The following is a 25,293-nucleotide window of genomic DNA, read 5'->3' as shown; positions in this document are numbered from 1 at the left end:
TCGATTCAGGGTGTGGTTTGGGCGGTTTCAGCACCGCGGATGACTTCAACGGTGGGTTTGCGTGGGCCGGGCTGGCCGGCCACGGCCATGGGTTTGGGCGGCGGGGCCTGGGACAGTTGACTGAACTCGATCAGTTCGCGGCGAGGCGTGTCGAGCTGGGTTGCGACATTGTTTTCGCCCGCCCAGTATTTCGCCAGTTGCTGCTCATCGGCGCTGCGCACGGCCAGGCGCAAGACACCAGCGCTGGACGCCAGCATCAAGCGGCTGGCCAGCGTCTCTGGCACGGCCAGCAGCACGCTGCGGGCGGCCAGGCGCTGTTGTTCCTGTTTGAGTCGCTCCTCATCACTGCGTGCGGGATCTGCAGGCTGGCCGTCGTTGGTCAGGCCCAACTGGTTGCCGACGCCGAGCACACGCACCGCCGACACCACTTGTTGTGCCGAGGGCTGTGGATTGTTTTCGTCCTTGCGCAGAAACAGCAGCACGTCGACGTAATCGCCGGGGGCCAATTGCCCGCCGGCGTTGATGACTTCGTCCACCGCCACCGCCACCGCCCGTTCGCCGGGGCGAATCATGCGGGCCAGTGAGCTGCCGGATTCGAAGCTTTCGTCACTCAGCCAACTGCCGGCGCTCAAGTGCCGCCAAGGCGCACGGCCGATGACTTGATTGACATTGCCCAGGCTGCCGGCAGGCGCAGTGCGCAGTTTTTCCACGGCAACGTCGGCGGCGGTGATGTTCACGAACGGCGGGATGTCTCGCAGCAGTACGACGACGGGCTGACGCGTCGGGTCTTCCACAGGTTCGGTTTTGACGGCTGACGGCACCACAGGCTCAGTGGCGGGGGTAGCGACCGGTTCAGCGACCGGTGCCCGGCTCAAGGTAAGCCCCCAATATCCGGCAATGATGGCGCCCGCCAGTAACAACCCGGCCAGACCCAGAGTGACGCGACTGTTCATGACGGCTCTCCCTTTCCCGCATCGCTTTGTCTCTCATGCAATGTCCCGTGAATTCCAACGAGATAACTTCGCAATCAGGCAGCTATGAACAAGTAACTATTTCGCTATTTAACCGTAGCGCAGGCAGAACAAAACGCCATTACGAAGTGGGAAATATCCAGCAAAAGTAGAGGTCTAACGCGCCAAATGTCGTTTTCTGCCGTTAAACGGCGCCCTACTACTTAGGTGTTAATCCGTTCTTACAGTTGAAGGGGTGGCAATTGCCAACAATGCTGAGGGTGGCACAGGGAAATCATGTTGCGAACGCGCAACACCTGGTGTGCCCCAAGGAGATTGCTTATGTCGTATTCCAAGGTTGCTCAAAAAATCAAATCTCACCTCGCCCTCTTCAAAGGCTTGGGCAAAGACACTGAAGGTGCGTCCGCCATCGAGTACGCGCTGGTCGTCGGCTTGGTGGCGCTGGTGATTGCCGCATTCGGGACGGGCATAGGTACTCAGGTCACGGCGATTCTGACCTCGATCCAGACCGCGCTGGGCGGATAACTTGTAAACGCGCCCATTGGGTTCTACCGTCAGCACTCAGTCCATTGCAGGTGTTGCCCATGAACTCTTCATACTCCCCGCGCCAGCAGTTGCTCCTCGTCGACGATGAAGAAGACGCACTGCTGGAGCTGGCAGAGTTGCTGGAGGGTGAAGGCTTCACCTGTCATACCGCCACGTCGGTGAAGCTGGCCCTGCACCATCTGACCCGCCACCCGGATATCGCCCTGGTGATCACTGATCTGCGCATGCCCGAAGAAAGTGGCATGTCGCTGATCAAGCGGCTGCGTGAACACACCTCACGCCAGCATCTGCCGGTGATCGTCACGTCCGGGCATGCGGACATGGAGGATGTCAGCGATATGCTGCGCCTGCAGGTGCTGGACCTGTTCCGTAAACCGATCTATCACGTACGGTTGCTGGAAACCCTGGACAACCTGTTTCCCAAGTCCAAAGCCCACATCGTTTGAGGTAGCTGACCCCGCATAACACCGGGGTCAGAGGGGATCAATGCGCAGTCACCCGATGACGCATACCCGAATTGCTCGGCGACAACGCCAGCGCCAATTGGGTGCGATTGTGCATGTGTGTCAGGCGCAAGACCTGCGAGACATAGAGCTTGACCGTGTTCTCGGTAATCCCCAGTTCACAGGCAATCTGATAGTTGGTCTGGCCCTTGCCGACCAACCGTGCGACATCGATCTGGCGGGGCGACAACTGATTGAAGATTTCCGGTATCTCCACCCCCTCGCCATCACCCGACGCCTCTTCACTCACCGTCGAAGGCCCGCGGCGTACTTTGTCGAGGTCCTGGTAAAGATCGTCGATCGACTCGGACAGGTATTGCAGCTTTTGATTGAGGTGGCCCAACTGCAGGGTTTTCTGCCGTTCCCGCAATGCCGCTTCCTGACGCTGCAAACCTTCGAGCAGTTCGTCCAGGTCAATGGGCTTTTGGTAGTAATCGGCAATGCCGGCACGCAAGGCCTTGATCACGTCCTGCTTGTCGGCGCGCCCGGTCAGCATGATGGCCTCGAAGACCCGATGTTTACCCGACAAACGCTGCAGTTCCTGCACCAGTTCAATGCCGTCCATGTCCGGCATGTGCAGGTCGCACAGCACCAGGCCAATGGCGGTGTCCTCGGTGAATTGTTCAATGGCCTGCTTGCTCGACTCGCAAGGCACACATCGGTAGCCACTGCTCTCGATGAATTCGCAGAGTTCCTCGACAATCAGCGGTTGATCGTCGACCACCAGCACCTTTACAACAGATGTAAGCTCGTTCACATGCCACTCCATGCTCGGGCCAAAGGCTGACCGTTCCTGTACTTACAGTACGCTGCCGTACAAACACTGATTTGAAAGTAGACCCACTTTCCGACTATGTACATAGCAGTAGTGGCAAGGCGCGACTAATGGAGCCACAACAAGGTGAGCATTGAGCCTGCCAGCACGAACGGTGCAAATGGCAGCTTTTTTGACGCTTCAGGCCTCATATATCGAAGACGTTCTCTAAGCCTTTGACTCATATGCAACCAGAGCCTTGGCGCCAACAGGACCCAGAGTGCACTGGCAAGCGCTGCGCCGATAAACACGCCGAGCAAGTGAGCACCGTCCGTCGCAACGCCAAAGGCTGTCATTAGTTTCACATCGCCTGCGCCAAAACGTTTCAGCGCATAACCGGGAAGGGTGAACGCCAGGGCCAGCAGCACCGCCCAGGCTCCCTGAACCGGTTCGGCGCCGAGCCAAGTGTTGCCGGTCGTCAGTAGATAAACGGTGGCCAACCCTCCAACACCCAAAGTCAGGCCGTTACCGATATGCCGTTGTCGGGCATCCTGCGCCGCGCAAAGTGTCAGCCAGATCAGTAGGACAAAGCTGTGCATGCGGTAAAAAACGTCCGTTTTGGCTGAATGATTCTATGCTGATATTAAGCAGTGAATGTCAGGGTAGACGCACTCATGAAATCCAGCCTCCCCCGCAAGCAAAAAGGCGCTGTCGCCATCGAGTTCGCCTTGGTGTTCATCGTGTTCTTCGCCGTGTTTTATGGCTTGGTCAGCTACAGCCTGCCGCTGTTGCTGATGCAGTCGTTCAATGAGTCCACTGCCGAGGCCGTGCGCCGCAGCGTGGCGCTGGATCCGGCCTCTGCCGATTACTCAACCACCGTCATCACCACCGCCCGTACCGAGCTGACCCGCCAATTGGCTTGGCTGCCCGGCGCATTGAATTTCGATGCGGCCACCGACAGCAACATCACCTATGTCGGCGGCGTGCTGACGGTGACCGTCAACTACCCCACCGCCAAGCTCAATCAGGCGCTGCCGTTTCTGGTGCTGCCCGGCATCGGTTCGGTGCCGCGTCTGCCAGTGACATTGAGCGCGTCTTCGAGCCTGCAATTTTGAGTTCCGGTGACAAGCTGTTCGCTCGCCTGCTCAATCGACAACCCGAGACGCCACAGCCTCTGGACAGCCCTGTGGTGCCGAGTGTCGGCCTGCAGCTGTATCTGGACGGCGAAGGCCACGTCAATCATTTGAGCGGCCCCTTGCGCCATGTGCTGGCGCAGCGGATGTCCGGCCCCCAGCCCGCGCATCTGCTGGAGTATGTGTTGCCCTACAGCAGCCTGGCGATAGAAGGTCGCCCCGCCGACTGGCAAGGACAATTGCTCGACCTCGATTTTTTCAGCCAGAACGGTGCACCGCTGCACTTGCGCGGCTGGGTGCAGGCCCAGGGCGATGGCTGGCTTTTGCAGTTGCTGGACATCGGTGACTTGCTGGGTGAGCGGCTTCAGGCGCGCAATCGTGAGCAATGCCAGTGGCTGGCCACGCAGATGCGCGATCAGTTGCGTTTGTGCAGCCTTGCGCGCCTGCCCGATGTGCTTGGCGAACAACTGCAACGCTTGAGCCAGCAGTTGCACATTCCATGTCTGGCAGTGGCCCTGCTCGATGAGCAAGGCCTGGGTTGGCAGATTCATCAGCACTACGCCGCGCCAGATGCACCGCAGATGTGGCATGACCAGCAACGATTGGGGACCGGGCTCGACAGCCTCAACGGTGCGTTACCACAACGCTTGCTGGCCAGCGAACAACCACGCCTGAGTGCGCTGTTCGGTCTCGACGAAAGCTTCGCCGTGCCTTACCGCGATGCCCAAGGTGTGGCGGCGTGGTTGCTTTGCGCAGGCTACAACGCGAAGCAACAGGCGCCGGACCTGAACGATCACGACTGGCTGCTGTTGGCCGCTGCCGTCGCCGCCCCTCTGCTGGAGCGCCTGCGCGAGCATCACCATCACCAGCAACTGGAGCGCCTGGAGATTCTGCAAGCATTGCTCGGTACGGGTTGGTGGGAGATGACCCACGACGGCAGCGAAATACAGTTGGCCCCGGCACTGGCTGCCAGCCTGGGTGTGACGCTTGAACGGTTGCCGATTCAGGAATGGTTCGCCCCTGTGCATCCTGCCGACCGCGATGAGCTGCGCAGTCGCCTGCAAGCCTTGCAGGATGAGGGCGCTCCGCTGGAAGTATGCGTGCGCCTGCAACGCAGCGATCAACCGCAGCCGCTGTGGTATCGCCTGCAAGGTCGCTCTTTGGGCATCGGCGCCGAGCGAAGGCTGGTGGGTTTCATGCTCGACATCAGCGACATCAAGAATCAACAGCAACAGGCCGCCGCCGCCCATGCACGCCTGGACAATCTGATCGCCAGCGCCCCCGCCGTGATCTACGTGCAACGCTACGTCGAGGGGGCGCTGCAACCCACCTTCTTCAGCGCCAGCCTGCAACCCTTGCTGGGCTGGACGCTGACCGACTGTGACGATGGCCGACTGGTGGAACACATACACCCCGAAGACCGTCCTCGCTATTTCGAACGCACGCGGCAGTTGCTGCGCGAAGGCTCGGTGAGCGCGCGATATCGGATGCTCGACCGCCAAGGCAACGCACACTGGCTGCTCGACGAAGCCAAACTGCTGCGCGACGACTTGGGCCTGCCGGTCGAGGCCGTGGGTTTATGGCTGGACGTCACCGAAGCGACCCTCGCCGCCGAGCAAATCAAGACCAGCGAAGAGCGCTACCGGATGCTGGTGGAAGATTCCCCAGCGATGATTTGCCGCTATCGCCCGGACTTGACCCTGACCTTCGGCAACCGGCCCTTGGCGACTTATCTGGAATGCACAGCGGAGCAGTTGCCCGGGGTAAATCTGGGCAACTGGATGTCGGACGAACAGCGCCAGGCGTTCGTCCAGCGCCTGGCGCAACTGACCCCGCAACTGCCAGTGAGCACCGCCGAGATCAATCTGCGCCTGCCCGGCCGCGAACACGCGTGGTGGGTCTGGTCGGATCGCGGGGTATTCGATGAACACGGGCAACTGATCGAGGTACAAGCCGTGGGTCGCGACAACACCGAGGTGCGCCGCTCGCAACAACAACTGACCCAGAGCGCGAAAATGGCCACCCTCGGCGAAATGGCCACCGGCCTGGCCCACGAGATCAACCAGCCGCTGAACGTGATGCGCATGGCCATCGTCAATGTGCTCAAGCGCTTGAACAATGGCGACGCGCAGATCGACTACCTGACCGACAAGCTCAATCGCATCGATGCCCAGGTTCAACGGGCAGCGCGGGTGGTGGATCACATGCGCGTGTTCGGGCGCCGCTCGGAAATCGAACAGCATCCGTTCAACCCCCTCGACGCCATTGAAGGCACGTTGTCGCTATTGTCCGAGGGCTTGCGCGGTAAAGGCGTCGAGTTGCGTATCAAAGAGGCCGGTTTTGAAGTCCAGGTGCGCGGTTACGTCGATCAACTTGAGCAGGTGCTGATCAATCTGATGGTCAACGCCCGCGACGCCTTGCTCGGCAAACGCGAGGCTGACCGCGACTTCCAGCCATGGATCGCGGTCTATGCCGAGTGCGATGAGCATGTGGTGCGGCTATGGGTCGAGGACAACGGTGGCGGTATTGACCCGCGCTTGATTGAACGGATTTTCGAACCGTTTTTCACCACCAAACCGGTCGGCGTCGGCACCGGGTTGGGGTTGTCGGTCAGCTACGGCATCGTCGACAACATGGGCGGACGCCTGAGCGTGCGCAATGGTGACGAGGGCGCGCGGTTTTGTATCGAACTGCCGATGGCCGAGGACGATCAGATCACCAGATAGGCCTTGCCGGTCTGGCCACAGGTCATATTGGCGCCGACATCGACAGCCATCAGGTTGATGCCAAGACTATTTAGCAAGTTGTTGAGCAACGGATCGAGCAGCGGGCTCAACAGGTTGGTGATCAGCGGTTGGAGAATGCTGGCGACATCACTTATCGAACTGGCAACGCCCGCAACGATGGCACCAAACGGGTTACCGCCTTGCGGCTTATAAACAATCAGATTAATACCGGCCAGAGTGCTCGCCAGGCTACCGACAACATTGCTGGAGGGCGTGGCGGACAACGTGCTCGGCGGCAGTTTAAGGTTGGCCGGTATTGGGAAAGGTGTAGTGCTGGAATAAAGCAGATCTTGAGTACTGCCCGCCACGCTGGTGCTGGCCATGATCGCGATGCCGCCGGCGCCATACTGAACATGGGTGCTGGCATCACAACTGCCGATCCCCAGAATCTTGTGGCAGGTCACAATGCCGAGGTCGATCAACGGCAAAGGCGTAACCGTGGGTTCGGCGGCCGATGAAAAGGCATTGGTCGGATCGATTTTGCCGACCTTGAGATCAGCAATAGACGTGGTGGTATGAGCCGTCAGGCTCTTGGTGCCGCTGGTGCCGGTTGGGCATGTGTAGTCAGTGACGTAGCTGGTGGCGCCACCGGCATCCAGGCTGATATCGATTTGGGGCGACGGCAACAATTTCGGATCCAGTTGCTGACAACCGGCACCCAGCAGGCAAGCGGCCGAGTTGAGCGTAGCGACCAGGTTCAGACTCAACAGTGAATTGAGAGTCGGGGTCAAAGTACCGACCAGCCCCAGCACTGCGTTGCTCAGCCCGCTCACACCAGTCAGCACCGGCAGATTCACTGACAGCATCGTGCGGATCTGCGCAGTGCGAACATAAATCCGGTCAGGCCCGGTGGGGTTGATCTTGGCCAACGCCGGATTGCCGATGGCGGAAAACTGCGGCGGCTCGATCACTTTGACCCGCACCGTGACATTCGCCAGCCCAAGCACGCTGATTGGCAATGTCGCAGCCACCGCGCTTTTGCTGTTCGCCAGTTGCACGACGCCCTGAATCAGCTGCAGCAACTGCACGTCGGCATCCAGCCCGGCCGATGTGGTGCCGGTCTGCAGTTGTAAAATGTCTCCCAGTTTGACGGGGGCGGCACTGAGCGCCGCCGCTTGCAGGTTGCCTAGAGCGGTAATCACTTCGGCAGTCGCACCATTGGCCTGAACTACGGTCGCAGCGGCCTGAATCAGCTGGGTCACCGAGGCTTGGGTGTTGAGTAGCTGGGTGTAATCGCCGGCGGCCACATTAAGGTTGATCGCCAGTTGGTCCAGGTATTTGAGCAGATTGATGTCCGTGTGGAGCAACCCGTCCCAGCCGAGTAACGTCAGGTTGACGTTGCCTCCGAGCAACCCCGAAAACACTGGGTTCAGAATATTCGATCGCGCTGTGTTGATACTGCCCAGCGTACTGCGGATGCTCAATTGGGCAACCGGTGGCTGTGGCTGGGCAGCAACGGCAGCAGCACGAAGTACGGTATTGAGGCTGACCGACGCCCCACTGAACAACGCATACACAGCATTGGCAAAACTGGTGGCTACGGTGTGACTGGCGGCGACTTTGATGGCGGTCGCCTGGGTTGCACTGACGGTGAAGGTACGCAGACCGGTTGGCCCGGTAAGCAAAGTGCCGCAAGTCGTCGCCAGAGTGTTACTGGCATTGACGGCGAAGCCATTGCGCACGGCGCTTTGCCCGGCGTAACTGGCAGCGGTCAGACCGGACTGACAACTACCACCGCGACTCACGGCCTCAAGCGCCGCGGTGTCGACGACTCGCTGCAGCTTGCGCTGTTCCATGTACAGCCGACCGCTGTCGACCACCACCAGCATCAACACCAGCGCCAACCCCAGGGTCAGCGCCGCCATCAAACCGATTGCCCCCCGCTGCCGGGCCGGACCATTGAACTGCGAACGAGGCGACATGCCGCACTCCTTTGCCGGCGCACTGCCGAGCGCTACCTCCATTGATGGAGTTGAGTGTAGACGGGGCTGAGCGAGACGGCTGGCAGAACGCCACGTCACCTGACGACGAACCCTGTGGGATGGCGTCAACCTGAGGATGGGTTAGCGCGGTGGATAGTTCGCCAGAATCCGGCCGACCGTTTCTCGAACCGCAGCGCTGCGATCCGCCGGGTTGGGGGTGCTGCTGAGCATGCGCTCATCGCTGCCGCGCCACACCAGTTTGCCGTCCTTGCCATCGAGCAGGTCAATCTGGAGGGTCGCGACCTTGTAGGTGATGTTGCGCGTTTCGTTGTACATCGGCGCGCCCCAGTAACCATTCCACGGCCCACCCCAACCGCCGCCATAGTTGGTCGTCACTTGCTGCTGACGATCCTCGACGATCAGGTAAGTCTGCACACTCAAATCACCCTTGGCGCCGGCCGTGGCCGGGCGCAAGCCGCGCTGATCGAGTTGATCGGCGACCGCCTGGCGAATGCGTTGTTCGGTCAGGTCGCTCCTGATCCGAGGGTCATCGGGGCGGTATTGCAGGGCGGGCTCTTTCCAGCTCCAACTGCGATACGCGGCAAAGTCGCGGCTGGCATCGAAGTCATGATTGACCGGGTTGACGGCGCAGGCGCTGAGCAGCGCGGCCATGGCCAGTAAAACGAGACGGCGGAACATGGAATTTCTCCGGTTGAAGACATGAACCTGCGACAGCGCCCCCATTGCTGAGCGCTAACTCGGAGGATACGCCGACAAGGCTTTTTCCACAGCCTCGCGAATGGCATCGGTGCGATCGATCTGGCTGCCGTTGTCCGCCGTTTCGGCGCTGGCACTCCAGACCGGTTGACCGGTGCCGGCATCGAACAAGTCGACCTGCACCACCACTACCTGCTCTTGATAAGTGCGCACGATGGGCACCGTGTTGTACATCCCGTAACCGCGACCATAACGGTCATAGCCGCCGTATCCGCCGTAGTAACCGCTGTTGTCCTGCACCTGGCGCAGGCGGGTTTGCAGGCTCAGACGGGCGCTGACCAACAGGTCGGCCGGGCGGTTGTCATGCAACGGGCGCAAGCCGCGCTGGTCCAGCCCATTGCTGACCGCTTCGGCCACTTGCGCCGAATCGGCCCACGCGGTGCCGGGTGGCAATTGTCCGTTGAGCCACGCCCAACTGCGATAACGCCCGTAATCGCGTGGTGGCGCCGGGTAGGCGCTGCGATCAAAGGTGTTGGCCGCTTGCGGCGGCGCGGGCGGCAAGGGTAGCGACTGCGCCACATAGGGGTTGTTGCCCTGGCAGGCGGCCAACCCCAGACACATCAGCAATAACCCGCATTGAGCGTTCATTTCAGGCTCCGATCAGATCGGCCGGCAGATCCAGTGCAAGTAACGCCCAAGCCCGGCGAAGCTTGGGTGACGACGGTGAGCGAGTTCCATCTCGAGCAAATCCACGAGTTCGGCGCGGGCCTGGAATTCGACCGGCATGTAATCGTGGAACACCCTCACCCCGCTTTGGGTTTCGACCTGCCACAGGCCTGCGAGTTGCGTCGCCAGTTCCCGTGGGTCGAGGGGCATCTGCGGGGTCAGGCTTTGTTTTTCGCCGGCCATGACGTTCTTGCGCATCTTCTTGAAATGGCCTTTGAGCAGGTTGCGGTAGATCAGCGCATCACGGTTGTAGAACGCCAGGGACAGCCAGCCGCCGGGCGTGGTCAGTTGATGCAACACCGGCAGGATCGCGTGGGGTTCGGCCAGCCATTCCAGCACCGCGTGGCAGATCACCAGATCATAGGGTTCGGTCAGTTGCCCGAGCAGTTCCTGCCACGGCGCCTGAATGAACGTCGCGGTTTGCCCGGCATCGGCAAACCGCTGGCGCGCACCTTCAAGCATCGGCTCGGCCGGCTCGGTAAAGGTCACATCATGCCCGCGCTCGGCCAGCCACAGCGACATGTGGCCCAACCCGCCACCGATGTCCAATACGCGCAACGGTCGATCCGGCAGCGCTTCGGCAAGGTCCGCCTGCAACACTGCGAGGCGAATCGCGCCTTTGGCACCGCCGTAGATTTTTTCGGCGAAACGGGTCGCCAACTGATCGAAATGCCGGTCGCTCATCAGCTGAACCGCCGTTCGCTGTCGGCGAGCTTGCTGCGCACCACGTCATTCATGTCCAACCCCAACTCGCTGCACAGCAGTAACAGATACAGGACGATATCGCCGACTTCCTGCCCGGCGTGGGCCAGTTTGTCCGCCGGCAACTGACGCGACTGGTCTTCGCTCAGCCACTGGAAGATTTCCACCAGTTCGGACATCTCGACACTGGCGGCCATGGCGAGGTTTTTCGGGCTGTGAAATTGCCGCCAGTCATTGCGGTCGCGAATGGCGTGCAGGCGTTCGGTCAGTTCAACAAGGTTCATCGGGCTCTCCTGAAGGCGTATAGCTTCGGGGGGATGCCGGTTGAAGGCAAGGGGCTGTCACAGGATTGAGGCAAACCCTCTATAGTTGCAGGGAACTCGGCCACCCACGTTGTGGCCCAAGGCTCAGCTCTTTCATCAGGATGCACACATGCAGGTAGAAAGCTTTTTCGAATGGCTCGGCCAGGCACTCGGCTCGGTCATCCGCTTTATCGTTGATGGCCTCAGCGGGCTGTTCAACCTGTTGAGCAATGCCGGCGGCAACTTTGTCGACGGTTTGGCCAGGACCTTGGGCATGGATACGTCGATCATCAGCATCATCGCGCTGATCGTCGGCTTGATGCTGCTGTGGTCCGCGATCCGCGCATTCATGAATGCATCGATCATTGCCGGGATCATCTGGTTGCTGCTGGGGTTATGGCTGCTGAGCTGGATCATCCACTGACACCGCAAAACCCTGTGGGAGCGAGCAGGCTCGCCCCCACAATTGATCGCCTTGCAACCCGCATCAATCGCTACAATCCCCGCTCCCCCAAGGAGCCCGCATGTCCAACCTGATTGCCGACTGGCGTGATCGCCCGACTCACCGCAAGGTCTGGGCGCTTGCTGCGCCGATGATCCTTTCCAATATTTCCGTACCACTGGTGGCGCTGGTCGACAGCACCGTCATCGGCCACCTGCCTCACGCCCATCAATTGGGTGCGGTGGCGGTGGGCGCCAGCCTGTACACCTTTCTCGCCTGGGCCATGGGTTTTCTGCGCATGGGCACCACAGGCTTCGCCGCGCAAGCGGCCGGGCGCAGTGATGGCGCGGCGTTGCGGCAAATTCTGTTGCAAGGTCTGCTGCTGGCGCTGGGACTGTCGCTGGTGCTCGGCACTTTGGGCGTACCGTTCAGCGGCGTGGCGTTGCACTTCATGCAACCGTCGGCGGAACTTGATCAACTGACCCGCGACTTTTTCCACACCCGGTTGTTCGGCTTGCCCGCCGCGCTGGCCAGTTACGCGCTGGTCGGCTGGTTCCTCGGCACGCAGAACGCCCGGGCGCCGCTGGCGATACTGCTGACCACCAACCTGATCAACATCGTGCTAAACCTGTGGTTCGTCATGGGGCTGGACTGGGGCGTGGTCGGCTCGGCTCGGGCTTCCGTGATCGCCGAATGGAGCGGTGCCCTTCTGGGGCTAATGCTGACCCGCAAAGCATTGCGCGCCTATCCGGGGCATATTGTCTGGGCCGCCCTCAAGGTGTGGCAGAGCTGGCGCCCGCTACTGGCGGTCAATCGCGACATTTTCATCCGCAGCCTGGCGCTGCAATCAGTGTTTTTCATGATCACCGTGCAAGGCGCTCGTCTCGGCGATGCCACTGTCGCGGCCAACGCATTGCTGCTCAACGGCCTGCTGCTGACTGCTCATGCGCTGGACGGTCTGGCACACGCGGTCGAGGCGTTGTGTGGACACGCCATCGGTGCCCGTGATCGCCTCGCGTTGCGCCGTTCTCTGGTGGTGGCCGGCGGTTGGTCGCTGATCGCCAGCCTCGGATTCGCCACGCTGTTTTTGCTGGCGGGGCATGTGTTTATCGAAATGCAGACCAACATCCAGAGCGTGCGCGACACGGCGTTCGTTTATCTGCCCTACCTCGCCGTGCTGCCGTTGATTGCGGTCTGGAGTTACCTGCTCGACGGTCTGTTCATCGGTGCCACCCGTGCGCGCGAAATGCGCAACGGCATGCTGCTGACAGTGCTACTGCTGGTGCCGTTCGCGTGGGCGCTGCAAGGTTTGGGCAATCACGGTCTGTGGATAACGTTTCTGTTGTTCATGGTGCTGCGCAGTCTCACCCTCGGCGCGCAAGCCCTCTGGCTCAAGCGCAACGACGGTTGGTTCAGCGGCGCGACTCACTGAGTCGGCGTGTGTTCGATGAACCCGACCACTTGATCAAGCACCGGCGCCAGTCGACGCAGTGGCCGTGACAGCGTCGCCACCAGCGTTATGTGATTGGGCCGCGAGTAATACAAATCCTGCACCGGCACCCCGACCTCGCGCAGTTTGCGCGCAAGGCCGCCGGTGTTGCGTGTCGGGTTGACCAGATCATCTTTGTTCGCGGCGATCAGCAGAGCCGGTGGAGCGTGGCGACTGACGTGATTGATAGGCTGCGATTGCGGCGGTGAGTCCGGCCAGAAAAACACCGGGCGCACGTCTGGATTCTTGATCGGCAGAAAATCATAAGGCCCGGCCAGACCGATCCAGCCGCTGATGTCACCGGGCGACATGCCCACCGCCGCGAGCCAGTCCTTGTCCAGCGCCAGCATCGCCGCGTTGTAGCCACCGGAGCTGTGGCCCATCAGATACAAGCGCTGCGGATTGCCGGAAAACTCGCGGATGTGCGTTTTGGTCCAGGCAACCGCCCGGGCGCCGTCCTGCAAGAACTGCGGGTAACGCACCTGCGGATACAAGCGATAATCCGCCACCACCGCGACTATCCCCCGCGATGCCAGCGCCTCACCGACAAACGTGTAGTCTTCACGCTCGCCACTGTTCCAACTGCCACCGTAGAAAAACACCACCACCGGCGCATCCGGCAACGCATGATGCGGCACATACACATCGAGCTTCTGCCGGGGATCGTCGCCATAAGCAATGCCCGTGGTTTTGTCGAACGTGGTGTCCGGGGTCAGCGCATTGAGCAGTTTGACCGGTGAACAACCGCTCAGTGCCAACAGCAACACGCCCCCCAGCATTGCGCCGAACCCTTGCCGGAAAAAACCTGCCATACGCGCAGAACCTCATCTCAAAATTGATCGCCGTGCCACTGGCGACGTACATGGTCAAGCCGCTCCTGCTGGGTCAGCCCCACCGGGGGAGGCACCAGCACGGCACGCGGATGCAGCAAGCGTAGCCACAACCAGCCATCGAGCACGGTGCGGTCGCTGAACCCCAGCTCCAGGCCTTGCTGGACATGGGAGGCCATTGCCGCGTAATCGGTTCCCAACGATTGGCACCAGCGCCAGATGTGCTGCTCCAGCAGGCAGGTTTGCAGGCGCTCGCGCTGACGACGGGTGAGGTTTTCTTCGATGTTCAGTGGCTCGACGGCCAGCCCGGGGTTACGCAACTGCTGCCAACCCTGACTGCCAATCGCGTAGTCGGCCCAGGTGCCACCGAACCAACGCAACAGGCGGATCGGCCCGAGCCAGCGACTCAATTCGCCAGCGTCGCAGGCGTCGAAAAAATAGCTCGCGGTCTGGCGGTTGTAATAGCTGAGCAAGGCCCGATGGCTCAAGCCGAACGAGACCGTGAGCATGCGCTGCAAGTGGCTGAGCAGCTCCTGCGCCGTTGCCTCGCTGCCCAGCAGCAGACCGCGCCAGGTATCCGGGTCGCTGTGACACAACGACGCCAATGCCGGGCAATCGTGCAAGTCGACCAGCACCGGACCGTGCTCACTGACCGGTTGAAACTCGGTACCGTCAAACAGCCTGAAGCGCCGCACTCCGGGGAAGCCCTGATGCAATACCGTCAATGCCCGCGCGGCATCCGCGCCGTCGAGCAACAGCCATTGCGCCGTCGGCTCATGCGCCGCGCCACTCATGTTGCGCCGCTCTGTTCAAGCGCCGCGACCAGCCGACAACTGCAGACCGACTCTGCGCAGTGGCTGAAACTGCCACCTCCCGGAATCAGGCACAGCAGCAATAATGGTTCGCCCGACGTCAGCAGTTGCTGCAAGCCTTCACTCACCAGCCGGTCCGGCACAGGCACCGGCGGCTCATCGCTGATCTGCGCCTCCATGACCGACGGCAGGAGAACGCCGCTGATCACCGGTTGATCTGGATCGCCCTCAAAGAAACTCACCACCACTTCCACGCCATCGCTCAGCGCCGCCAACGGCGCATCGGCCAAGGCCGGTGCGAGCGGCAGCCAACAATGACTCGGCGCCGCACCTTCGCCCTGATAGAGCCAATCGAACTGCACCGCCACCGGCCGCCTGCAGTCAGGCTGCGGCTCATCGACCGTCACCACCCAGGCCCGCTGCAGGCTGTGCATGCGTGGTCTCGACGGCATTGCGGCCGCCGCAGACGGCGGCAACTGCAGCGCGCCGAACAGTCGGTTGGCATAGGGCAGATCAAGGGCCGGATCCGCGCTATGTTCAATCCGCGTCAACAACCAATGGCGATTGCACTCGGCGAACGGATGATCGGCCAGGCGCAGCCATTGACCGCTGCGCAACGCCGCCAAATCACTGCGTCCTTCGGCATTTGGCGCCTGCCACGCGCCCTCGCCCTGAAACGATTCCAGCAATTGCCAATGGTGTACCGCGGGAGAAGAAAAAGGATCGGCGTGCTCGCCTTGATACTGCGCGACGTCAGCCAATGGCAACTGTGCCGGATCATCGCCGAACACCAGGCAATGCCGGTCGTGCGCGTGTTCAAAGAAATAGTGAATCCGTGCCTGCGCGCACAAGCGCTGGAGCAGTTGCAGATCGGACTCACGGTATTGCGTGCAGAACGTGCGGGCCGGGTAGTCGCCGCGCAACGCGAAGCGTCGCTGAGCGCCGACAATCCCGTGTTCCCTGAGTACCTGATCGATGATCTGCGGCACCGTTCGGCCACTGAATATCCGCTGACTGATACGCAGATCGAGGCAACCGAGTTTCGGCCCCAGACGGATCCGGCTCAGCCGCGAACCGTGCCCGTGCTCATGCTGGACAAGACTCTGCAACTGCCCGTGCAAGCCCTCCCCCGACGGTCCGAAACACAGGAACGCCGAACGGTAAAGCAGGCCGGCGAGATCCAGCTGCGGATCGTCGATCAACACATCGATCTCGAACGCAAAAGGCTCGCTGAGGGCTTCGCTACCGGTAAAGGCCAGGACTTCGAAAGGGGCGGACAGGCCCGCTACATCGAGACGAAACGACGACTCGTTGACTGGATCGAACATGGGCGGATCTCTACAGGAGGGGCGGTCGGGGATTCTCGCCGAGACCCCGTGCCGAGTAGAGTGCCGAAGTACAACTTAGGAAATGACCTACGCGAAAAGCAGACCGGATGACTTTGCCGGCCTGGATAGCCAAGCATTTCGCGAAGATTTTGGGATGTATCCCACCGAGCCATCCGATTTTTCCGCAGCGTTTGGGAAAATTTCAGACAACCCGGCGAGATTGCAACCTGGCCTCAGGAGGACAGGTAGGAGGAGCGGGTCAGGCCCAGACGCAAGGCATCGAGAAATTGCGTACGTTCGCTGGCACTGATGCGGGCACTGGCGCATTTGTCGCGGTAGTGAGTCATCAGTTCTTCCGGCGACAAGTGCACGTAACGCAGCATGTCTTCGATGGTGTCGTGGGTTTCGATGCCGGCGTGGTACACGCTGCCATCGGCGTTCTGGTAGATGTTCACCGAATCGGTGTCACCGAACAGGTTGTGCATGTCGCCGAGGATTTCCTGATAGGCGCCGACCAGGAACACACCCAGCAAGTAGTCTTCACCTTCGTTCAGGCCGTGCACGGGCAGGCTGGTCTCGATGCTCTGCTCGTCGACGTACTGGTTGATCTTGCCATCGGAGTCGCAGGTCAGATCCTGCAGCACGGCACGACGCAGCGGCTCTTCGTCGAGGCGGTGCAGCGGGATGATCGGCAGTACCTGATCAATGGCCCAGGTGTCCGGCAGGCTCTGGAACACCGAGAAGTTGCAGATGTACTTGTCGGCCAGCTTGTCGTTGAGCTCGTCGAGTACCTGACGGTGCGAACGCTGACGGGCTTTCAGCGAGTTGTGCAGGCGACGGCACACGGCGAAGTAGCACTGCTCGGCCAGGGCTTTCTCGGCCAGGGTCAGTTTGCCGTCGGCGTACTGAGCTGCCACGTCGCTCATGTAGTGCGTGGCGCGCCAGTAGGTTTCGGTGACCATTTCAATGTCGGTCGGACCCAGCAGGTCAACCAGCCACTGCACGGTTTCCGGCAGCGATTCCTTGTTCTCGATCTTCGGCACGTCGTCGTTGTGTTTCTCGACGTCGGTTACCTGCACCACCAGCATCGCGTGGTGCGCGGTCAGCGAACGGCCGCTTTCGGAGAAGATGTGCGGGTGCGGCAGGCTCTGCGCGTCGCAGAACTCCTTGAGCATCCCGACCACGACACCGGCGTAATCATCCATGTCGTAGTTGATCGAACTGGCGTTGCGCGAGTGCGTGCCGTCGTAGTCGACGCCCAGACCGCCGCCCACATCGATGTGATCGACCGGCAGACCAAGATTGCGCAGCTCGCCGTAGTAACGGATCGCTTCCTTGAAGCCGTGCTGATAGTCAGCCAGGTTGGCAATCTGCGAACCCATGTGAAAGTGCAGCAGGCGAATGCCTTGATCCAGGCCGGCCGCGCGGAAGCGCTCGACCACCGACAGCAGTTGCGCCGCCGACAGACCGAACTTGGACTTCTCACCACCGGTGTCCGCCCACTTGGACGACGCCAGCGACGACAGACGCACGCGCAGGCCGACCTGTGGCTTGACCTTGAGCGAGGCGGCTTCGTCGATCACCAGCGCGACTTCGGACTCTTTTTCGATGACGATGAACACGTTGTGACCGAGCTTCTGGCCCATCAGCGCCAGACGAATGAACTCGCGGTCCTTGTAACCGTTGCAGACGATGGTGCCGCCCTTCGGCGCCAGTGCCAGCACGGCCAGCAGCTCAGGCTTGGAGCCGGCTTCCAGACCGATGGAGACGTCCTGAGTGGCGATGATGTTCTCGATCACCGCTTCTTGCTGGTTAACCTTGATCGGGTACAGCGCGGTGTACTTGCTCTGGTACTCCAGGCGCTCGATGTTCGCATCGAAAGCACCGGTCAGTTGACGGACACGGTCTTGCAGGATGTCGGGGAAGCGAACCAGCAACGGCAAGGACAAACCGCTTTGGCGCAGTTGGTCGACTTGCTCGAACAAGTCGATAGGCGAACTGTTCGGGCCGTTCGGACGAACTTCGACGCGACCGGCGTCATTGATCGCGAAATACCCGGCCCCCCAATGGCGAATCCCGTAAACACTGCGGCTGTCCGCAACTGTCCATTGGCTGCCATCTTCTTTGCGTGTGCGTCTTACGGACATCGAAGTCCCCTATAAAGAAGTCATAGTGCGTCGCCTGATCTCAGGCCGGCGCAGTCTAAAGAATGAAAATGACGGTTCGTCAGCGCGGCGGTAGACCGCGCTGACAGCGTGGAGTTTAGAAACCGGTCATGAACAGGCTCTGTGAAACCATGGAGACGACGCCGATGCTGAAACTGTTCAGAACCGGATCAAGCCGCAGGTGGGTTTCACAGAGGCTGCTAGCCGCCGGACTTCTTCGCTTTGAAACCGTGCTTGATCAGCTCAGCCAAGAGTAGCTCGACATGATCGCCCTGGATTTCGATGATCCCGTCTTTCAACGCCCCACCGGTGCCGCAACGTTTCTTCAACGTTGTCGCCAACTCTTTGAGCGCGTCTTCAGCCAGCGGCACGCCGGTGATGGTGGTCACCGTCTTGCCGCCACGGCCCTTGCTCTCGCGACGCACGCGGGCAATGCCGTCACCGGCCGGGATCACGGTTTGTTTGCAGATACAGGCGTCCACCGGTTTACTGCATTCCGGGCAATGACGACCTGCGTCGGTGGAAAATACCAGGCCACCTAGGGCGGCGAAGGATGCGGCTTTTTTGGCCACCGGCAATCCTCTTGGGAGGACAAAGACTGATCGCAACCTTGGGCAAGGTTATCGACCGCGAAGCCCCACTCAGGCAGGGGCAGCGCTACTGCACCGACGCTTCACTGAAAGCAGTCCGGTACAGCTTGAAAAGGTCGCGCAGTGTAACGGCAAAAACGCCGATTGCTAAGAGCCAATCAGCGCCAATTTATGTGTTCTTTGCGACGTCGCTTTGCTGAGCCTTCAGATAGCGCTTGAGCGCAGCTAAAGAGTCCGGGCAATAAGGCTTTTGCTCGATTTCGCGCATCACTTGTTCGACGGGAATGAAGCGCGCTTCCAGCACTTCCTCGGGCTGCAGGATCAGCGGACCATCCCACACCGCGGAAAACGCCGAACACCACAGACGGTTGCCGGTGTCTTCGAAGTAGAAATGGTCGTGAGCGGTAAGTTCAACGCCGCTCACACCCAGTTCCTCTTCCAGCTCACGGGCCGCCGACTCGGCGTAAGTCTCATTCGCCTGAACCATGCCGCCGGCCGCCACGTCCCAGTAACCGGGATAAATGGCCTTGCTCAACGTGCGCCGGTGTACGCAAAGGTCGCCGGCAGAATTGAACAGCATGATGTAAGTGCCGCGACCGATCAGCCCTCTATCGCGCAAATCGGCACGTACCAAGGCACCGAGCAGGTTGTCCTGCTCGTCAACCCAGGCAATGTGTTCGGCATCCGAGGCAGCGCGATGCGCCGCCTCTTTGGCGCTCTGAGTCATGAATCAGCCCTGATTGAGCAGTTGACGCAAATCGATGACGGCGGCGTTGGCCCGGGAAATATAGTTGGCCATGACCAGCGAATGGTTGGCCAACACGCCGAAGCCACTGCCGTTGAGGATCATCGGGCTCCAGACAGGCTCCTGCGAGGCTTCCAGTTCGCGGATGATCTGACGCACGCTGACGGTGGCGTTCTTCTTCGCCAGCACGTCGGCGAAGTCGACTTCGATGGCGCGCAGCAAGTGCGACAGCGCCCAGGCCTGACCGCGAGCTTCGTAGAAAACATTGTCGATCTGCATCCACGGGGTTTCGACAACTTCTTCGTCGACCTGCGGCACTTGGCCAACGGCCGGCGCTTCGGTTTTCAGCGCGGTGTTGAGTTTGACCCGGCCAACGCTTGCCGAAAGCCGTTGCGACAGCGAACCCAAGCGGGTGCCGACATCGCCCAGCCAGTTGTTCAGGTTATCGGCACGGGCGTAGAACAGCGCGTTTTTCTGGGTCGGATCAGACAAGCGTGCCTGATAACGGCTCAAGGAGTTGATGCCTTCCTGATACTCCGACTCACTGGATGGCAGGATCCAGCTCTTGTTGTCGAAGTTGAAACGCGGTTCGGCCTTGGCCAGATCGGCATCTTCCGCCGACTGCGATTGCGAACGGGCGAAGTCTTTGCGCAGGGCACGGGTCAAGTCGCGCACTTGCACCAGTACGCCATATTCCCAGCTCGGCGTGTTGTCCATCCACAGGCCTGGCGGGAAGCGGTCATTGGAAATGTAACCGCCCGGTTTGTCGAGCAAGGTGCTGGCAACGGTCTTGAGGGTTTCGACGGTGGTGTAGCCGATCACCATTTGCTTGCCTTCTTTCTCGGCAGCCACCTGCGCGTTTTGTGCCACCGCAAACAGCGCCGGCTCCTGGCTCCAGTACCAGCCAAGGCCGATGGTCACCAATAGATAGATGCCGACCAGCGTGGCCAGCGCACGGCTGAACAACACCCCGCCGGCATAGCTGCGGGTTGCCGACTTCGGCTCGGCAGCACGTTCAGGCGCGCTGCCCGCGCGGTTTTTCCAGTCCAGCATGGCGATATCCTTTCAATCACTTGGGTTCAACGGTTCGACCACAACCATACAACAACGTGCCTTGGGCCGGCACCCGCCATTAAAGATAAGCAGTAATTCGTTCGAGCGAATGAAGCAACATTTGAACTAAGGGTTTCCCTGATACCGACTCCCCACATCCATAGCGTCTCAGGGCAGTGAAAACCCTCGCACAGCGCATTCACTGCACTGATGAGATGGGCACCTGAAAATCACTCAGAGTTAAGCAGATCACACAGCAAATTGCCGATTCAACGGGACTTCGCCGATGAACAGGTCAAAAACAAAACCAACGGGTCAGGAACTGAATAGTGACGCACTGCAGATTATTGACTCATGACACTCGTCTAAGGGAAAAGAGGTGCTAGCATAGAGCCACCAGTCGATCTCAGCATGCAGCCTAACTAGTAGTCAGGATATGACCGAGCCAGAAGACCCCAGCCGTGAGCGTCTCAAGCACCACTTTGCCCAGCGGGTAATTCATCAGGCACGTCAGATTCTTGAGATATGGCAGCGCCTGCAACGCAGTGAGTGGTCCACCGTCGACCTCGCCGAACTGAGCGAGGCCAACTTGCGCCTGCTGCGTTTTGCCGAGCGCTTCGAACAGCCCGAACACACCCAGCTTGCGCGCCACATCGGTCAATCGCTGGAAGCGGTGGATGCCAATCGTGGCCGACTGAGCAGCGGATTGATCACTGAACTCAATCGCCTGATGCAGCGCCTGTCGCGCACCGGCCTGCGCCATGGCGACCAACTCGACCAGACCTTTCTGCCGCCGCTGCGCAAACCGATCTACGTCATGCTGCAGGACCACGACCGCGCAGAGCGGCTGGCCAAACAACTGGAATTTTTCGGCCTGAGCGCTCAGGCGCTTGATAGCGTGCCAGCGTTTCGCTCCTCGATGGTCGAGCGTTTGCCGGCCGCGATCGTCATGGACGTGGATTTCAGCGGCGCTGGCGTGGGTCTGAAGCTCGCCGCCGAAGCGCAAGTGGGCCTGGACGAGCCGCTACCGTTGCTGTTCTTCAGCCTGCACGAAACCGACACCCCGACCCGTCTCGCCGCCGTGCGCGCCGGCGGTCAGGAATTTCTCACCGGCACCCTCGAAGCGTCGAGCCTGCTGGAGAAGATCGAAGTCCTCACCTGCGTCGCTCAGTACGAACCTTATAAAGTGCTGATCATCGATGATTCCCGCGCCCAGGCCTTGCACACCGAACGCCTGCTCAACAGCGCCGGGATCGTCACCCGCACGCTGATCGAACCAATTCAGGCCATGGCCGAACTGGCGGATTTCCAGCCAGACCTGATCATCCTCGACATGTACATGCCGGCCTGCACAGGCACTGAGTTGGCCAAGGTGATCCGCCACAACGACCGCTACGTCAGTGTGCCGATCATTTACCTGTCGGCCGAAGACGATCTGGATAAACAGCTCGACGCCATGAGCGAGGGCGGCGACGACTTCCTGACCAAACCGATCAAGCCACGCCACCTGATCACCACCGTGCGCAACCGCGCCGCCCGAGCGCGCAACCTCAAGGCGCGGATGGTGCGCGACAGCCTGACCGGTTTGTACAACCACACGCACATTCTGCAGTTGCTCGAAGACTGCTCGTTCCGCGCCCGCCGCGAGAACAAGCCGCTGAGCTTTGCGATGCTCGACATCGACCACTTCAAACGGGTCAATGACAGCCACGGCCACCCAATGGGCGACCGCGTGATCAAAAGCCTCGCACTGTTTCTCAAGCAACGTCTGCGCAAAACCGATTTCATCGGCCGGTACGGCGGCGAAGAATTCGCCATCGTCATGCCTGACACCGATATCGAAGCCGCGCACAAAGTGCTCGACGAGATTCGTCAACGCTTTGCCGAAATCCACTACCCTGCGCAACCGCAAGACTTGTGGTGCACCTTCAGCGCGGGCGTGGTGGAAATGCATGACGATTCCGACAGCCTGATGATGGCCAGCCAAGCCGACGAAGCGCTGTACCGCGCCAAGGGTGCGGGACGTAATCGGGTGCAGGCCGCGCGGGACTCAAAGCAAAGTGCCATCTTTTCATCGGAATCAACCGATTCGGTCATAACCTTGTAATAGAACCGCAATAAATTCAGGCGCTTACCATTTCTGCCGTTGGTAGCCGTCATGCGCCTGAAGTTGCTCACCAATCTCAATACTCTGCTGCTGGTCGCCGTGTGCGTGGCACTCGGCGCCACCCTGTGGTGGTCGCAAAAAGCCCTGGAGCGTCCGTATCTGCTGATGGAGCGTTATCTGGGACTGTCGCAGCAATTTCAGAACGAGGTGGCGCGCAATGTCGAGGACTACCTTGCCAGTGGCGATGCACTGCGCCTGAGCAGCGCCAGCCAGGCCATCGAAGGCTTGCAAAAAGAACTCGGCGACTGGCCTAAGGCACTGGCCGACACGCTGCACCCGAGCCTGTCGAGCCTCGAAGAATTCAGCAAAACCGATCTGCTCGCTGCCGGCAAACTGGCCGGTGATCCGCAGGCATTACTGCTGCAGGCCGAACGCGAACTGAGCGCCAGCCTCGAGCAACTCAGCTCTTACGCCAATGGCAACGCGGCCTACCTGACGCCGCTCCTCGTCGCGTCTCAGCACGTGGGCAAACTGTCGTTGGCGCGGGACAAACTGGTCAGCAGCGGACGCAGCGAACTAGCCGCCGACGTTGAGCGAGAAGTCAGCAACATCCGCGCCCAGGCGCAGGTGATCGACGCCCTGCCCCTGCTCGGCGTGGTCGCCAGCAATGAATCGAACAGCGATGACTTCGCCGCGATGATGGGCATCGAGAACACCGAAAAAACCGTCGCCGAAGACGCCGGTGTCGGCCTCAAGCGTGAACTCAACAGCCTGCTCGGCCGCTACCCGGCGGAGCTGGAACGCACCCGCGAGCAGATCCAGAAACGCACGGACCTGAGCAGCGCCACACACTTGAAAATCGCCGCCGTGCAGCAAGCCATCGCCGGACTGGAGCCGGTGGTGCGCGCCCAGCACGGACAAATCCAGGGCGAAGTGCGACTCATGCAGGGCGCGATGATCGGCTTGATTCTGTTGATTGCGCTGCTGATCGATACCCTGCAGCGACGGCTGGCCCGCACCCTGACCCACCTGGCACCTGCACTGTCGACCTGGGCCGAAGGCGATTTCAGCCGTGACATTCAGTTGGGCAAAACCAACCGCGAACTGCACGACATCGAAGCCTCGCTCAACCGCCTGCGTGCCTATCTGGTCGATCTGGTCGGCACCATTCGCGGCAATGCCGAGCAAGTGGCGGGCAGCAGTCGGACCCTCGCCGAACTGAGCAACGATTTGCACAGCGGCGCCGAACATCAGGCCGGTGATACGGCGCTGATCCGTGACTCTCTCGGCGAACTTGAGGCCACCATCCAGCAAGTCGCCGACGATGCTCAGCAGGCAGCAGATGCCAGTCGCCATGCAGGCCTGGCCGTCGAACACGGCCAGACCGTCATCGGCCAGAGCCTGACGGGACTGCACGCGCTGGTGGGTGAAGTGCAGGGCAACGCGCAGATGATCGAGCATCTGGCCGAAGAGTCGGCGACCATTGGCGGCGTACTGACGGTGATCCGCTCGATTGCCGACCAGACCAACCTGCTGGCGCTGAACGCAGCGATTGAAGCGGCACGCGCCGGAGAAATGGGCCGCGGTTTCGCCGTGGTGGCCGAGGAAGTGCGCTCGCTCGCGCAGCGGACGGCGGGAGCGACGGCAGAAATCCAAACACTGATCGCTGGCCTGCAAACCGCCGCCCGGCAATCGGTCGAAGGCATGCGCGCGCAGGTCGAACACGCCGAAGCCACGGCCAATCAGGCGCAAGCGGCGGATGGCGCGCTGGATAAAATCGTTGGCGCGATCCAGACCATTTCCGACACGGCAATTCGCATTGCCGATGTCACCGCCCAGCAGAGCGGCGCGGTCAGCGAGATTCGCGATCACAGCGAACGGATTCATCAACTGGGTGGGGATAACTTGCTGCGAATCGGTCAGGGACGTGAACAGGGTGAGAACCTGCTGGTGCTGGGCGGGCAACTGCATACAGCCGTTCAGGCCTTCCGCGTTTGATCGATCGCCTTTGCGGGCAATCTCCCACAATCAATCGGTGTTGTTCACAATCCTGTGCGAGCTTGCTCACGAAGGCGTCCAACCATCACAAATGACCGGATTTAATGACACGGTCACAAATTTCGCGCAAACATCGGCCATCGTGCTGGCTATTGCATAGAACTGGACAGTCACAAAGCCTTTGCGGCATAGTCGCCGGGTTCTGACGATTGCTCACTCATGACAAGGACTACGCGGATGGCAACCCTACTGGTGCTGCACGGCCCCAACCTGAACCTGCTCGGCACCCGTGAACCGGGCACCTATGGGTCGACGACCCTGGCGCAGATCAATCAGGACCTGGAACGCCGCGCCCGCGAAGCAGGCCATCATCTGCTGTATCTGCAAAGCAATGCCGAGTACGAATTGATCGACCGCATCCACGCCGCTCGCGGCGAAGGGGTGGACTTCATCCTGATCAATCCAGCGGCTTTTACGCACACAAGTGTCGCATTACGTGACGCGCTGCTGGGAGTGAGCATCCCATTCATCGAAGTGCATTTGTCCAACGTGCACAAACGCGAACCTTTCCGCCATCACTCTTACTTCTCCGACGTAGCGGTAGGAGTGATCTGCGGCCTTGGCGCCAGCGGTTACCGACTGGCCCTGGAGGCTGCACTAGAGCAGCTTGAA

At 60.6% G+C, this 25,293-nt stretch carries 23 protein-coding genes and 1 pseudogene; 9 read left to right on the top strand and 15 right to left on the bottom strand.

All coding sequences use genetic code 11. The features are described from left to right. Positions 1-5: 5 nt before the first annotated feature. Positions 6-953 (bottom strand): Flp pilus assembly protein CpaB, encoded by a 948-nt coding sequence (gene cpaB, locus ACIOWA_RS10220; RefSeq protein ID WP_339538189.1) that lies wholly within the window; start codon positions 951-953, stop codon positions 6-8. A gap of 339 nt (positions 954-1,292) precedes the next feature. Here cpaB and ACIOWA_RS10215 point away from each other — a divergent pair, with 339 nt between their 5' ends. Together ACIOWA_RS10215 and ACIOWA_RS10210 are read left to right on the top strand one after the other, a co-directional pair. Next, positions 1,293-1,496 (top strand): Flp family type IVb pilin, encoded by a 204-nt coding sequence (locus ACIOWA_RS10215; protein ID WP_221732782.1) that lies wholly within the window; start codon positions 1,293-1,295, stop codon positions 1,494-1,496. Positions 1,497-1,555: 59 nt separating this feature from the next. Further along, positions 1,556-1,963: a response regulator gene (locus ACIOWA_RS10210; RefSeq protein WP_401159640.1), complete on the top strand. Its 408-nt coding sequence runs from the start codon at positions 1,556-1,558 to the stop codon at positions 1,961-1,963. 37 nt (positions 1,964-2,000) lie between these two features. Here the strand turns inward: ACIOWA_RS10210 and ACIOWA_RS10205 are convergent, their stop codons facing one another. Then, entirely contained in the window at positions 2,001-2,777 is a 777-nt protein-coding gene (locus ACIOWA_RS10205; RefSeq protein WP_339431865.1) for a response regulator transcription factor, read from the bottom strand. 125 nt (positions 2,778-2,902) lie between these two features. Then, positions 2,903-3,373 carry a prepilin peptidase gene (locus ACIOWA_RS10200; RefSeq protein ID WP_401159637.1) on the bottom strand — a complete coding sequence of 157 codons (471 nt, stop codon included), beginning with the start codon at positions 3,371-3,373 and terminating at the stop codon, positions 2,903-2,905. Positions 3,374-3,448: 75 nt separating this feature from the next. Between ACIOWA_RS10200 and ACIOWA_RS10195 the strand changes: the two genes are divergently transcribed. Both ACIOWA_RS10195 and ACIOWA_RS10190 read left to right on the top strand, forming a co-directional pair. After that, positions 3,449-3,889 (top strand): TadE/TadG family type IV pilus assembly protein, encoded by a 441-nt coding sequence (locus ACIOWA_RS10195; protein WP_339431863.1) that lies wholly within the window; start codon positions 3,449-3,451, stop codon positions 3,887-3,889. Then, the gene (locus ACIOWA_RS10190; RefSeq protein WP_401159634.1) at positions 3,886-6,633 is read left to right on the top strand and encodes a PAS domain-containing protein; all 2,748 of its coding nucleotides are present in this window, start codon (positions 3,886-3,888) and stop codon (positions 6,631-6,633) included. Before ACIOWA_RS10195 ends, ACIOWA_RS10190 begins: the two co-directional genes overlap by 4 nt. Here the strand turns inward: ACIOWA_RS10190 and ACIOWA_RS10185 are convergent. The 5 genes from ACIOWA_RS10185 to ACIOWA_RS10165 form a co-directional block, all read right to left on the bottom strand. Beyond that, positions 6,618-8,615: a pilus assembly protein TadG-related protein gene (locus ACIOWA_RS10185; protein WP_401159631.1), complete on the bottom strand. Its 1,998-nt coding sequence runs from the start codon at positions 8,613-8,615 to the stop codon at positions 6,618-6,620. The genes ACIOWA_RS10190 and ACIOWA_RS10185 overlap by 16 nt on opposite strands. A gap of 141 nt (positions 8,616-8,756) precedes the next feature. Then, positions 8,757-9,314 (bottom strand): DUF4136 domain-containing protein, encoded by a 558-nt coding sequence (locus tag ACIOWA_RS10180; RefSeq protein WP_401159628.1) that lies wholly within the window; start codon positions 9,312-9,314, stop codon positions 8,757-8,759. 54 nt (positions 9,315-9,368) lie between these two features. Further along, the gene (locus ACIOWA_RS10175; RefSeq protein WP_339464617.1) at positions 9,369-9,980 is read right to left on the bottom strand and encodes a DUF4136 domain-containing protein; all 612 of its coding nucleotides are present in this window, start codon (positions 9,978-9,980) and stop codon (positions 9,369-9,371) included. Positions 9,981-9,992: 12 nt separating this feature from the next. Beyond that, positions 9,993-10,742, bottom strand: coding sequence for a methyltransferase (locus tag ACIOWA_RS10170; RefSeq protein ID WP_339431858.1), 750 nt, complete (start codon positions 10,740-10,742; stop codon positions 9,993-9,995). Next, the gene (locus ACIOWA_RS10165; RefSeq protein WP_221732792.1) at positions 10,742-11,044 is read right to left on the bottom strand and encodes a MazG-like family protein; all 303 of its coding nucleotides are present in this window, start codon (positions 11,042-11,044) and stop codon (positions 10,742-10,744) included. Before ACIOWA_RS10165 ends, ACIOWA_RS10170 begins: the two co-directional genes overlap by 1 nt. Before the next feature lie 148 nt (positions 11,045-11,192). On the opposite strand from ACIOWA_RS10165, the gene ACIOWA_RS10160 reads away from it, so the two are divergent. Beyond that, positions 11,193-11,486: a hypothetical protein gene (locus tag ACIOWA_RS10160; protein ID WP_339431857.1), complete on the top strand. Its 294-nt coding sequence runs from the start codon at positions 11,193-11,195 to the stop codon at positions 11,484-11,486. A gap of 100 nt (positions 11,487-11,586) precedes the next feature. Further along, positions 11,587-12,936, top strand: a complete 1,350-nt coding sequence (locus ACIOWA_RS10155; protein WP_401159623.1) for an MATE family efflux transporter — start codon at positions 11,587-11,589, stop codon at positions 12,934-12,936. Here ACIOWA_RS10155 and ACIOWA_RS10150 read toward each other — a convergent pair. The 7 genes from ACIOWA_RS10150 to ACIOWA_RS10120 all read right to left on the bottom strand — a co-directional run bounded on the left by ACIOWA_RS10150 (position 12,930) and on the right by ACIOWA_RS10120 (position 20,516). Further along, a complete protein-coding gene (locus ACIOWA_RS10150) occupies positions 12,930-13,805 on the bottom strand; it encodes an alpha/beta hydrolase (protein WP_401159620.1) in 876 nt (291 codons plus the stop codon). The two genes, ACIOWA_RS10155 and ACIOWA_RS10150, sit on opposite strands and share 7 nt — an antisense overlap. Positions 13,806-13,822: 17 nt before the next feature. Continuing rightward, on the bottom strand, positions 13,823-14,617 hold the full coding sequence (locus ACIOWA_RS10145) for a DUF4123 domain-containing protein (protein ID WP_339538194.1): 795 nt from the start codon (positions 14,615-14,617) through the stop codon (positions 13,823-13,825). Then, the gene (locus tag ACIOWA_RS10140) at positions 14,614-15,963 is read right to left on the bottom strand and encodes a contractile injection system protein, VgrG/Pvc8 family (RefSeq protein ID WP_339431853.1); all 1,350 of its coding nucleotides are present in this window, start codon (positions 15,961-15,963) and stop codon (positions 14,614-14,616) included. Before ACIOWA_RS10140 ends, ACIOWA_RS10145 begins: the two co-directional genes overlap by 4 nt. A gap of 233 nt (positions 15,964-16,196) precedes the next feature. Beyond that, positions 16,197-18,110: an arginine decarboxylase gene (gene speA / locus ACIOWA_RS10135; protein ID WP_401159615.1), complete on the bottom strand. Its 1,914-nt coding sequence runs from the start codon at positions 18,108-18,110 to the stop codon at positions 16,197-16,199. A 218-nt stretch (positions 18,111-18,328) separates the two neighbouring features. Continuing rightward, entirely contained in the window at positions 18,329-18,700 is a 372-nt protein-coding gene (locus ACIOWA_RS10130; protein ID WP_007914613.1) for a translation initiation factor Sui1, read from the bottom strand. Between the two features lie 187 nt (positions 18,701-18,887). Next, complete coding sequence (locus ACIOWA_RS10125; RefSeq protein ID WP_339431851.1) at positions 18,888-19,445, bottom strand: NUDIX hydrolase; 558 nt, start codon at positions 19,443-19,445, stop codon at positions 18,888-18,890. A 3-nt stretch (positions 19,446-19,448) separates the two neighbouring features. Beyond that, positions 19,449-20,516 carry a DUF2333 family protein gene (locus ACIOWA_RS10120; RefSeq protein ID WP_339431850.1) on the bottom strand — a complete coding sequence of 356 codons (1,068 nt, stop codon included), beginning with the start codon at positions 20,514-20,516 and terminating at the stop codon, positions 19,449-19,451. Between the two features lie 436 nt (positions 20,517-20,952). On the opposite strand from ACIOWA_RS10120, the gene gcbA reads away from it, so the two are divergent. From gcbA to aroQ, 3 genes and pseudogenes are all read left to right on the top strand, one after another. Continuing rightward, the gene (gcbA, locus tag ACIOWA_RS10115; RefSeq protein ID WP_339431849.1) at positions 20,953-22,623 is read left to right on the top strand and encodes a diguanylate cyclase GcbA; all 1,671 of its coding nucleotides are present in this window, start codon (positions 20,953-20,955) and stop codon (positions 22,621-22,623) included. A gap of 1,491 nt (positions 22,624-24,114) precedes the next feature. Continuing rightward, positions 24,115-24,621, top strand: a pseudogene (locus ACIOWA_RS10110) (methyl-accepting chemotaxis protein); the annotation flags it as partial. A 237-nt stretch (positions 24,622-24,858) separates the two neighbouring features. Continuing rightward, a partial coding sequence (aroQ, locus tag ACIOWA_RS10105; protein WP_401159610.1) for a type II 3-dehydroquinate dehydratase occupies positions 24,859-25,293 on the top strand: 435 nt, incomplete at its 3' end.

The organism is Pseudomonas sp. NPDC087614, from assembly GCF_044743485.1.
GTDB classification, from domain to species: Bacteria; Pseudomonadota; Gammaproteobacteria; order Pseudomonadales; family Pseudomonadaceae; genus Aquipseudomonas; species Aquipseudomonas baetica_A.
The sequence above is the reverse complement of the archived record's forward strand: the minus strand, read 5'-3'. Positions and strand labels throughout refer to the sequence as shown.